This is a genomic window from Pseudomonas sp. NPDC087804 (assembly GCF_044742965.1).
Classification (GTDB): Bacteria; Pseudomonadota; Gammaproteobacteria; order Pseudomonadales; family Pseudomonadaceae; genus Aquipseudomonas; species Aquipseudomonas rustica.
On sequence record NZ_JBIUVN010000007.1, the window covers coordinates 176120 to 186481 of the forward strand.

Genomic DNA, 10362 nt, shown 5'->3' on the forward strand with positions numbered 1-10362 from the left:
CTGCCGCAGGCTGCGATCTTTTGATGCCAACTCAATACCCGCGATTGAAATCCACTTCGCCGCGCAACGCCTCGCTCGCCTGATACGCCTTCAGGTTGTCGACAAACAGTTGCACCATCAGCGCCGGTGAAGTCGGTGCCGAGCTGTGCCCGGTCAGCAGCAAGCCCCACGCCGTCCAGAACGGGTGACGCTGCGGCAACGGCTCCTGACGGCAAACGTCAATCACCGCACCCGCCAGGTGCCCTTCCTTCAGCGCCTCGACCAGATCCGCATCAACCACGGCCACACCGCGCCCGACGTTGATGAACAACCCGGTCGGCTTGAATTGCTTGAACAGCGCCGCGTCGTAGATATCGTGGGTATGTTCGGTGTTCGGCAGCAGATTGACCACGTAATCCACTTCGCCAACCAGCCGTGGCAGATCAGCCATCGACCCGACTTCGACAAACGGCGCCTGCTCGCGCGCGCTGCTGGCGATGCCGTACAACTCGACGCCGAACGGCAGCAGAAACTGCGCCACACTCTGGCCGATGTCGCCAGTTCCGACGATCAAGACTTTGCGCCCGACCAGACTCTGGCCGGTGCGGTTGTCCCACTTGCGCTCAACCTGGCTGACCAGTCGCGCCAATACCTCGCGCTCGTGACCGAGCATGTAGGTCAAAACGTATTCAGCCATCACCTGGCCGAAAATGCCTACGGCGCGGGTCAGGCGATAATCGCGGCGCAAGCCATCGGCAAGCAGCGGCGTGATGCCGGCCCAGGTCGATTGCAGCCATTGTGGCTGGTGGCCCTGACGCAACAGGGTCGCCAGCAGATCCGGCTGCCCCAGCCACACCGGGCAATCAGCGGCCAGCCGCGCCAGTTCGGCGGAGTCGCCGCTGGTCAGCACTTCAAGCTCGGGCACTGCCTGACGCAGCAGCCGGGCGTATATCGCGTGGTCGTGTTCGGCAATCAGAACGCGCATCTTCAAACCTTTCGCAAACCGTGCAGACGGTCGCCGGATGTCGGGCGACCGTCGCGGTAAAAACAGTTCCAGGGTTAATCGAGGCCCAGAACAGGGCCTCGCAGATCAGACCGGGTCGTTGCGTCGCAGCAACTCTTCGGGCAAGTGCTCGATGTACTCGTCCTCGGCCGGCGGCATTTGCAGGTGATAGCCCTGCTTGTCGAGGTTTTCCAGCACGACGACGATGTCTTCGCTGGCCAATTTGCGCTCAGGCGACAGCACCAGGTCAAATGAATGTTTCGGCTTGCCGAACGCCAGCATCAGCGCTTCCGGCACGCGCTCGAGTGCATCACTTTTCAGCACGTAAAGGTACATGCCGCTGCGCTTCGAGCTTTGGTAGATGGAACAAATACGTTTCAAGGCTGTTCTCCGGCGGTGGCCAGGCTGTCGAGCAGCGTCTGACCCATGAGTTCGCGGCGCCAGCCACGCAGCGACTCAGGCAATTGGTAAGGACCCTCGGGGTAGCCACTTTTGACCAGCGCTTCGAGGGTTTTCTTGCGTAGCATCAGTTCCGGCGCGATGTCGAGGCGCTCGGCCTCGGCCTGACCCAGCGCACGCAGTTGTTTGATCAACGCAGCAGCTTCGATCGGCAACGGCTCCGGCACGGCAGGCGGCCATTGATCAGGGCCCACACTGCCAGAGCGCTTGATCAGATCAAGCAGAAATTGACCGTCCTGACGCACGGTACGCGGATGCATGTCTTCGATCTTGCCCAGCGCGGCGAGGTTGTCCGGTTGCGTGCGAGCCAACGGCCACAGCGAATGCTCACGAACGATGCGGTTGCGCGGCAAGTCACGGGCACGCGCTTCGGTTTCACGCCATGCGCACAGCTCACGCAATACCGCGAGCTGAGCACGGGAGAGTTTCCACGCCAGTTTGGCTTCGCGGTAAACCTCGTACGGATCGGTTTCGCGGCGCAGGTTGGCCACCAGTTCGGCGCCGTCCTCCAGCACCCAGGCGAACTTGTCGTCGGACAGCTTCGGTCGCAGCTGTACGAAAACTTCCGCGAGATGCACGGCATCTTCAGCGGCGTAGCTGATCTGTGTGTCGGACAACGGACGCTGCAACCAGTCGGAACGGGTTTCGCCCTTCGGCAGTTCGATGCCCAGCACCGCTTGCACCAGACGCGAATAACCCATGGAGAAACCGAGGTTCAGATAGGCCGCGCCCAATTGTGTGTCGAACATCGGCGCCGGCAGGCTACCGGTCAGACGCAACAGCACTTCGAGGTCTTCGCTGCAGGCGTGCAGGACTTTCAGCACCGCCGGATTTTCCAGCAGCGCAGCCAGCGGTTGCCAGGCATTGATGGTCAGCGGATCGATCAGGTAGGCGCGTTTACCGTCGCCAATCTGCAACAGGCCGGCAATCGGGTAGAAGGTGTCGACCCGCATGAATTCGGTGTCGAGGGCAACGAACGGCAGCTGCTGCCACTCGGCGCAAAACTGCGCGAGGCTTTCGTTGTCGCGAATCCAGTGAATATCGATGGCCACACGGCTCTCCCTTGAAGAATGGCGCGCAGTATATATCGCCACCGGCGATTTACGCGCCTGCGAAGGGCAAGAGCTGTAACGAAATGTCCTGCCAATGGGCAAGAATAGTCTGACAGAAGGATCAAACGGGGCCATTACCTGTAGGAGCTGCCGCAGGCTGCGATCTTTTGATCTTCAAAAACAAGATCAAAAGATCGTCCGATCGCGGCCCGAGCCTTCGGCAGCTCCTACAGCGGGAATGCTTCAGTCCTTGGCCAGCACACCGTCGATCACTGATCCGCGACAACCGGCAAACATGTCCAGATCCGGTTGATACACCGAACTCTTCACTTCGAGCAAACCGAGCATCGAGTGGAACAGGTTGTCCTGACTCAGCGGTTTATCGCGGCTCATTTGCAGGCAATGGGTGTCGACCGAGTAGGACTTTTGATAGTTGTCGGAGAACCACGCCAGCATCGCCACGTGCTTCTGTTGTTCCGGCGCCAGCATATACGGCGTGCCATGCAGGAACAGGTTGTACTCCCCCAGCGACTCGCCGTGGTCGGACAGGTACAACATCGCGGTATCGACTTTGTCCTGATTGTTGCGCAACACATCGATCAGACTCGACAGCACATGGTCGGTGTACACCAGCGTGTTGTCGTAACCGTTGACGATACTTTCGCGGCTGCAATTGTTCAGGGCGTTACTTTCACAGACCGGCGTGAAGTGCTCGTACTCCTTTGGATAACGCTTGAAGTATTCCGGACCGTGACTGCCCATCTGGTGCAGAACCAGCACGGTGTCTTTGTCCAGGTGATCGATAAAGCTCTGCAGACCTTGCAGCAGAATTTCGTCGCGGCATTCGCTGTTGGCGCACAGTGCCGGGTCTTTCAGGTTGCTGACATCCTGCACGGTGACGCGATCACACGTGCCTTTGCAGCCGGACTGGTTATCGCGCCAGATCACATCGATGCCGGCCCGTTTGAGTACGTCGAGCAGGCCTTCCTCGTTCTTTGCCTTGCTCGCATCGTAGTTCTTGCGGCCCATGTTAGAGAACATGCACGGCACCGAGACGGCAGTTTCCGTGCCGCAGGAATGCACGTCGGTAAATGCGATCAGCCCGGTTTCCTTGTCGAGTTTTGGTGTGGTGTCACGGTTATAGCCGAGGATACCGAAGTTCTCCGCCCGAGCACTTTCGCCGACCACCAATACAGTCAGAGATTTGCGCGGCTCAAGTTTTACATCTGGATTGCGCTCGGCGTCCTCGCCGATTTTGACGAACGGTTGCTGCGCCGAAACCACTTGCTCACGCAGGTAACCGGCCGTGGCGCCAATGTAGTTGCTCGGCACCAGCATCAAGCGAATTTCGTGGTGATTTCGGAACAGCGAAGACAAACCCTGGTAGTTGGCCAATGCCACACCACCAATCATCGCCACCGACGCCACACTGACAATAACCTTGCTCAACAATTCACGGTGCCAGCGCCGATAATTAATCGGCAGTTTCCACAACAATAACGACGGCAAAACACCGAGAAACAAAATATAAACAAACAACTTTAACGAGAGCAGATCGCGCACTTCCGTGGCATTGGTTTCGGCAAAGTTACGCAACATGCCCGGGTCAATCATGACGCCATACTGGCTCATGAAATAAGCCACACCGGCGCTGATCAGAAATATTAGCGTCAACACCGGTTTAAGCAGCGGGCGGAAGGCCAGAAAGGTCAACACGATGTTGAACGCCGCGAAGACCATCACCCCGAACGCCACGCGCATGGCAATGCCTTTGCCGTCTGACGCGGTGATGTCGAACAGGTGCTGCCAGAGCACAACGTTAAAACCGATCAAAAGAAAGGCGCTGGCAATCAACGTCACCCATTCCGGGCGCACGGCTTTTAACTTCAACATGATGAGGGGCAGTTCCTGAAAAGAACCCTCGGTTAGTTGTGAAAAATTCATTAACCAAGGCATGACAAACTTTAGGCAGGCAACCATCAATTTTTTGTGAAAAAGACGCCAACGATTAGTTGGACTGAGAGCAAAGTCTGAAACTTGTGGAGTATTTGGGAATGGTTCAGCTTTTATTCAGCCAACAACCCCTGTAGGAACTGCCGAAGGCTGCGATCTTTTGATCTTGCCGTTAAGACAAAGTCAAAAGATCGCAGCCTCGTTTCACTCGACAGCTCCTACAGGAACCGGCGGGTATTTGATTTTTAGGTAAGGGCGGGGGTTTTCTGGTTTGCCCGAATCATCGGGCGCCGCGTCTAATCATCTGCCCTGCCCCAAGGTTTGATGATGGAAAACGTCCGCGCCACTGCCCGTCCCGCCGTCTGGCTGATGCTCGCCATCATGCTGGTAGCCCTCAATTTGCGCCCTTCGATGGCAGCTATCGGGCCATTGCTGTCGGCGATTCGCAGCGACATCCCGTTGAGCTTCAGCCTCGCCTCACTGCTGACCATGCTGCCGGTGATGGCCATGGGACTGGCGATGTTTTTTGGCATCGGCATCAGCCAGCGTCTGGGTGAACGACGCACGGTGCTGTGGTCGTTGCTGCTGATCGGTCTGGCCACGTTGTCGCGGTTGCTTGTCGATTCCGCCGTCGAGTTGATTGTCAGCGCGATTCTGGCCGGTATCGGCATTGCACTGATTCAGGCGTTGATGCCGGCATTGATCAAATCGCGTTTCCCCGACAACGTCGCCCTGTGCATGGGTTTGTACGTCACCTCGATCATGGGCGGCGCCGCGATTTCTGCGTCGTTCGCGCCGCTGGTGCTCATCAGCACCGGCAGTTGGCGGATGGGATTGGCCGTTTGGGCCATGCTGGCGATATTCGCTTTGCTGTTCTGGTGGGCACAACGCGGCAACTTGCCTGCGACCGCGAACACTTCAGTCAGAAAAGAAACCTTCTTCAAACATTCCCGCGCCTGGTTACTCGCAATCTTCTTCGGCTTGGGCACTGCGTCCTACACCTGCGTCCTCGCCTGGCTGGCGCCGTACTACGTGGAGAAAGGCTGGAGCGAACAAAACGCCGGCCTGCTGTTAGGTTTTCTGACAGCCATGGAGGTGATTTCCGGCCTGGTAGTGCCAGCCATCGCCAATCGCAGCCGCGACCGACGCATCGTACTGATGGCCCTCCTTGGACTGATCATCGCCGGTTTCTGCGGCCTGATCCTTAGCCCGCAACACCTCAGCCTGCTGTGGCCCTGCCTGTTGGGTCTGGGCATCGGCGGACTGTTTCCGATGAGCCTGATCGTCTCGCTCGATCACCTCGACAACCCGCAACACGCTGGCGGCCTGACCGCTTGCGTGCAAGGCATCGGCTATCTGATTGCCGGCCTGTCGCCGCTGCTCGCCGGGATGATCCGCGATCAACTGGGCAGTTTCGAATGGGCATGGTGGTCGCTGACCGGCGTGATGCTGATCATGGCGTTGATGGTGTTGCGCTTCGATCCGCGACGTTATTCGCAACACTTCCAGTGATCGGGCTACAGGCCTCTGGCCAGCTTTCAGCGGTTTTAGCGGTAACGTCGTGTTGCTAAAACTTTCTGTCCCACAACTGTCCATGAAACGTCCTACAAGCCTTTGTCCTTGTACCATCGTTCCGTTAGGATCGTTCGCACACGTTTGCGCGGATTCAGCGCAAGGAGCACAGCGGGACGGAACGGATGCTGAACAGTAACTTGCTTCGAAAGCTCGACATGCAGGATCTCATGGTGTTTATCGCCGTGTATGAGCAGAGCAGCGTCACCGAGGTCTCGGAAACGTTGTTCGTCAGTCAGTCCACCGTTAGTTACTGCCTGAAAAAACTGCGCACCAGTTTCGAAGACGAACTCTTCATCAACACCCGCACCGGCATGCGCCCGACCTACAAGGCCAGCAGCATGTACGGCCATGTGCAGAAAATCCTCGAAAGCATCAACCTCTGCCACGCCGGCGCACCGACATTTGACCCGAGCCACCAAGCGGTCACCTTCAACATCTGCGCCCCGGAATACTTCGAACAACTGATTTTGCCGCGCCTGTTGAAGCGCTTCGACTTCGATGACTTGCCGGTGATGGTCAACATGCACAAGTTCGAAACCGATGTGCCCGCCGATGAGTTGCGCGATGGCAGCCTCGATCTGGTCATCAGTTTCGGCCCCAACTTCCACCGCCACCACACGGACTTGAAGTCGCGCATGTTGCTGGAAGATGACCTGGTCTGCGTCTTCGATAAACGCGCGACGCCGCTGGAACCGCGCCTGAGCCTGCAAGCGTTTACCGAACGCCGGCATGTGTTCCCGACGCCGTGGACGTCGACGACGAATATGGTTGATGGCTGGCTGGCGCGACAGGCGCAGAAACGTCAGATCGTCGCGCGTTCGAACAGCTACAGCGCGGCGTTAAAGATGATCACCGGCACCGACTTCATCCTCACCCTGCCCCGGCGGATTCAGCGGTTACTGACCAACGATGCGGTGTTCAATCACTGTGAGGCGCCGAACGGTTTGCCGGGGTTCACCCTCGACATGCAATGGAGCCAGAGCGTTGATCAGGACAGCGCCAACGTCTGGCTGCGCGAACAAGTGGTCAAGGTGTGCAGTGAACTGCAAGCGGCCTGATTCCTACACGCCGATGACCGTTTTTGTGTAGGACTCGCGATCGATATCGATCAGCTCGACACTCAACTGCACCTCGACACCGGCCGGCCATTCACAAAGATCCTGCAGCACGGCCAAGAGACTTTGCGACAGCTGTTTCTTGGTCTCCGCTGAACGCCCGCTGAGCAACGCCAGCTTCACCGCCACAAAACCGCGCTCGCTCATGGCCGTGCCAACCTTGAAGGTCTCGACCTTCAACGCACGGCTCTTGATATCAAACTCCGCCGCGAACTGACCAGAACCCACCAATGTGTTGTTGAGGCGAATCAACGCGACGTCGGCGTTCAGCTGCGGCAGGTTGGCGGTGTATTCCATGTGCAGGTGTGGCATCGGGAGGCTCCAGTCGGGCGGCAGAAAGGTCGTACGTATAACACAGCTGACTTATCGCAATTCGCCGTGTTGCAAACGCCAGTTAGCTACGCCGGCGGCGATGTGCCAAAGGCCATCTATCACGGTAGGAGCTGTCGAGTGAAACGAGGCTGCGATCTTTTGATCTTTCAAATGCCAAATCAAAAGATCGCAGCGTGCCGCAGCTCCTACCTGTCAATCAAAAGGCGGTGACGGGCCGTTCACTCATGAACTGCTCCAGCCGGGAACGCAGCCAGCGCTCGGCCGGGTCGCTGTCGACGTGGCTGAGCCAGACCATCGACAAGTCCAGCGTCGGCGTCTTGAACGGGAATGGCTCTTTGAACAGCAACCCCGAAGTGGCCATCGCTGCCGCCGTGTAATCCGGCAGGCTGGCGATCAGATCGGTGCCCGCCAGCAACGCCGGCAAGGCGCTGTACTGCGGCACCGACAGCACCACCTGCCGCGTGCGGCCCAGTTCCGCCAGCCACTCATCCGCGAAACCACTGACATTGGCCGTGTGGGAAACCAACACATGCGGCCGCGCACAATATTCGTCGAGGGTCAGCGGTGTGTCGGAAGCATCCGCGCGCAGGATGCTCGGTTGAATGTGTCGCAGCAGTTTGCGCTTGGCATTCGCCGGCAAGCCACGGGTCTGGCTGATGCCGACGGTGATGTCGCCGGCGGCGAGCAGATCGGGAATGCGCCAGTAATCGACGTGCTGCACCACAAACACCACGTTCGGCGCTTCCTGACGCAAGGCGCGCAGCAACGGTGGCAGCAGACCGAACTCGACGTCATCGGACAGACCGATACGGAAGGTCATGGTGCTCACGGCGGGATCAAAATCACGGGTCAGGCTCAACGCCACTGAAAGCGAATCCAGCGCCGGCTTCAGGTGGCGGAAGATATCTTCAGCGCGGGCCGTCGGTTCCATGCGATGGCCGACGCGGATGAACAGCGGATCGTTGAGCATCGTGCGCAGGCGATTGAGCGCCGAGCTGATGGTCGGCTGGCCAAGAAACAGCTTCTCGGCCGCCCGGGTTACGTTGCGTTCCAGCATCAAGGTCTCGAACACCACCATCAGGTTGATGTCGGCCTTGCGTAGTTCATTGCGGTTCATCCATTGCTCCCCGATCCCCAGACTGCCGGCAGTGTAGAAAGCAGTTGGGGGCGGCGTCCATCGCCACGATGCGTCCGCTGACCGTCAACCGCTTCGAGGGCTCTGGCCTGTGCCTTTCAGAAACATCCGCCAACGATTGGAAACAAATGTCCGGTAGCCAAAAAACCCGCCTGCGCTAGGCTTGCGTCGATGCGCCACACAGGCTGGCGCACACGTCTATCGCATGGAGCGAACTGAATGTATTTCGAGATTTACAGGCAATCCCGCGGCACCCCGACCACCGGCAAAGGCCAATGGCGCTGGAGGCTGCGCGCGGGCAATCACGAAACCATCGCCAGCGGCGAATCGTACGTGAACAAAGCGGATTGCTTGCACGTGATCGAGCTGATCAAAGCGGTACAGGGCGAAACCCCGATCAAGGAAATTTAACCGCGTGAGTCGATAAAAGGCTGCGTCCTACAGCTCCTTCCTTTTTTGACCGAATGACTGGCGGGCTCCGTTTGCACCCCTACGCTCAGCAACGCAGGGGGCCATCCGGCCCTGTTTTCTCCCGATCATTCACACTCAAAAAGGAGCCGCAGACATGGCCAGAGACAAAGCGAAAGACGACATGCACTTTAACTGCACACAAGCACACGAAGCCGACTACGTCGCCAGCCTCTACCCGCACGCCAGGGAAGAAGTGAAAACCTTCCTCAGCTCGGCCTGCAAGGACAAGACGCTGCACAACTCGACGCATAAGGATGTGTATGAACTGATCAAGCGCAAGTTGGGCCACTCGCAGCCTTGACGGGCTGGAAGTGCGGGGTGATGTAGATCCCGCAGAAATGCAAAAGCCCCACAGGCTTTGGGTCTGTGGGGCTTTTTCATATTTACTCGTTAACGCGACGCAAACAAAAAAGCCCCGTAGATTTTCATCTACGGGGCTTTTTCTATGTAATGGCGGAGAGATAGGGATTCGAACCCTAGGTACCGGTGAAGGTACAACGGATTTCGAATCCGTCCCATTCGGCCACTCTGGCATCTCTCCAACGGCGCGCATCATAACAACACTTTTACCGAAAGCAAACCCTCTTTCGAAAATTTCTTCGTGCTATCAGATGCTTGCGTCGATTAAAGCGGTACGCCCAGACGATTGGCGACTTCTTCGTAGGCTTCGATGACGTCACCGAGGCCCTGGCGGAAGCGGTCTTTGTCCATCTTCTTCTTGGTGTCCTTGTCCCACAGACGGCAGCCGTCCGGGCTGAACTCGTCGCCGAGGACGATGGAGCCGTCGCTGAACACGCCGAATTCAAGCTTGAAGTCGACCAGCAACAGGCCGGCGTCGTCGAACAGCTTGGTCAGCACTTCGTTGACCTTGAGCGACAGTTCTTTCATGCGAACCAGTTGCTCGGCGGTGCCCCAACCGAACGCCACAACGTGGGATTCGTTGATGAACGGGTCGCCCTTGGCGTCGTCCTTGAGGAACAGTTCGAAGGTGTAAGGATTGAGCTTCAGGCCTTCTTCGACGCCCAGACGCTTGACCAGGCTGCCGGCGGCGTAGTTACGCACGACGCACTCGACCGGGATCATGTCGAGTTTCTTCACCAGGACTTCGTTGTCGGCCAGCAGTTTGTCGAATTGGGTCGGAATGCCGGCCGCTTCGAGTTTCTGCATGATTAAGGCGTTTAACTTGTTGTTTACCATGCCTTTTCGGTCGAGCTGCTCGATGCGCTTGCCGTCGAACGCCGAGGTGTCGTTGCGAAAAAGCAGGATCAATCGGTCAGCGTCGTCGGT

General features: G+C 58.0%; 11 protein-coding genes and 1 tRNA gene. 4 read left to right on the plus strand and 8 right to left on the minus strand.

Annotation, left to right across the window (positions count from 1 at the left end):
- Positions 1-31: 31 nt before the first annotated feature.
- From ACIOMO_RS13570 to ACIOMO_RS13585, 4 genes are all read right to left on the minus strand, one after another.
- Positions 32-964: a D-2-hydroxyacid dehydrogenase gene (locus tag ACIOMO_RS13570; protein WP_212550556.1), complete on the minus strand. Its 933-nt coding sequence runs from the start codon at positions 962-964 to the stop codon at positions 32-34.
- A gap of 105 nt (positions 965-1069) precedes the next feature.
- Positions 1070-1363: a YcgL domain-containing protein gene (locus ACIOMO_RS13575; protein WP_007911350.1), complete on the minus strand. Its 294-nt coding sequence runs from the start codon at positions 1361-1363 to the stop codon at positions 1070-1072.
- Entirely contained in the window at positions 1360-2493 is a 1134-nt protein-coding gene (gene rnd / locus ACIOMO_RS13580; RefSeq protein ID WP_212545197.1) for a ribonuclease D, read from the minus strand. The genes ACIOMO_RS13575 and rnd overlap by 4 nt, the downstream gene beginning before the upstream one ends.
- Positions 2494-2736: 243 nt before the next feature.
- On the minus strand, positions 2737-4386 hold the full coding sequence (locus tag ACIOMO_RS13585; RefSeq protein WP_401241277.1) for a phosphoethanolamine transferase: 1650 nt from the start codon (positions 4384-4386) through the stop codon (positions 2737-2739).
- Positions 4387-4773: 387 nt separating this feature from the next.
- Between ACIOMO_RS13585 and ACIOMO_RS13590 the strand changes: the two genes are divergently transcribed.
- The gene (locus ACIOMO_RS13590; protein ID WP_401241279.1) at positions 4774-5958 is read left to right on the plus strand and encodes a cyanate transporter; all 1185 of its coding nucleotides are present in this window, start codon (positions 4774-4776) and stop codon (positions 5956-5958) included.
- A 185-nt stretch (positions 5959-6143) separates the two neighbouring features.
- A complete protein-coding gene (locus ACIOMO_RS13595; RefSeq protein WP_400649206.1) occupies positions 6144-7079 on the plus strand; it encodes a LysR substrate-binding domain-containing protein in 936 nt (311 codons plus the stop codon).
- 3 nt (positions 7080-7082) lie between these two features.
- Here ACIOMO_RS13595 and ACIOMO_RS13600 read toward each other — a convergent pair whose 3' ends face one another.
- Entirely contained in the window at positions 7083-7448 is a 366-nt protein-coding gene (locus tag ACIOMO_RS13600; protein ID WP_053118089.1) for a 5-carboxymethyl-2-hydroxymuconate Delta-isomerase, read from the minus strand.
- A gap of 217 nt (positions 7449-7665) precedes the next feature.
- Positions 7666-8586 carry a LysR substrate-binding domain-containing protein gene (locus ACIOMO_RS13605; protein ID WP_053118087.1) on the minus strand — a complete coding sequence of 307 codons (921 nt, stop codon included), beginning with the start codon at positions 8584-8586 and terminating at the stop codon, positions 7666-7668.
- Positions 8587-8823: 237 nt separating this feature from the next.
- On the opposite strand from ACIOMO_RS13605, the gene ACIOMO_RS13610 reads away from it, so the two are divergent.
- Together ACIOMO_RS13610 and ACIOMO_RS13615 are read left to right on the plus strand one after the other, a co-directional pair.
- Positions 8824-9015 (plus strand): YegP family protein, encoded by a 192-nt coding sequence (locus ACIOMO_RS13610; protein ID WP_401241283.1) that lies wholly within the window; start codon positions 8824-8826, stop codon positions 9013-9015.
- A gap of 154 nt (positions 9016-9169) precedes the next feature.
- Complete coding sequence (locus ACIOMO_RS13615; RefSeq protein WP_212550560.1) at positions 9170-9376, plus strand: hypothetical protein; 207 nt, start codon at positions 9170-9172, stop codon at positions 9374-9376.
- A gap of 150 nt (positions 9377-9526) precedes the next feature.
- Here the strand turns inward: ACIOMO_RS13615 and ACIOMO_RS13620 are convergent.
- Together ACIOMO_RS13620 and purC are read right to left on the minus strand one after the other, a co-directional pair.
- Positions 9527-9616: transfer RNA gene (locus tag ACIOMO_RS13620), tRNA-Ser, on the minus strand.
- Between the two features lie 83 nt (positions 9617-9699).
- Positions 9700-10362, minus strand: a 663-nt coding sequence (gene purC / locus ACIOMO_RS13625; RefSeq protein ID WP_401241286.1) for a phosphoribosylaminoimidazolesuccinocarboxamide synthase, incomplete at its 5' end; no start/stop codon positions are given.

What these genes read in the sequence shown, in the direction of transcription:
- ACIOMO_RS13570 (WP_212550556.1), bottom strand. Translation starts at nt 964, where the DNA reads ATGCGCGTTCTGATTGCCGAACACGACCACGCGATATACGCCCGGCTG.
- ACIOMO_RS13585 (WP_401241277.1), bottom strand. Translation starts at nt 4,386, where the DNA reads ATGTTGAAGTTAAAAGCCGTGCGCCCGGAATGGGTGACGTTGATTGCC.
- ACIOMO_RS13590 (WP_401241279.1), top strand. Translation starts at nt 4,774, where the DNA reads ATGGAAAACGTCCGCGCCACTGCCCGTCCCGCCGTCTGGCTGATGCTC.
- ACIOMO_RS13595 (WP_400649206.1), top strand. Translation starts at nt 6,144, where the DNA reads ATGCTGAACAGTAACTTGCTTCGAAAGCTCGACATGCAGGATCTCATG.
- ACIOMO_RS13600 (WP_053118089.1), bottom strand. Translation starts at nt 7,448, where the DNA reads ATGCCACACCTGCACATGGAATACACCGCCAACCTGCCGCAGCTGAAC.
- ACIOMO_RS13605 (WP_053118087.1), bottom strand. Translation starts at nt 8,586, where the DNA reads ATGAACCGCAATGAACTACGCAAGGCCGACATCAACCTGATGGTGGTG.
- ACIOMO_RS13610 (WP_401241283.1), top strand. Translation starts at nt 8,824, where the DNA reads ATGTATTTCGAGATTTACAGGCAATCCCGCGGCACCCCGACCACCGGC.
- ACIOMO_RS13615 (WP_212550560.1), top strand. Translation starts at nt 9,170, where the DNA reads ATGGCCAGAGACAAAGCGAAAGACGACATGCACTTTAACTGCACACAA.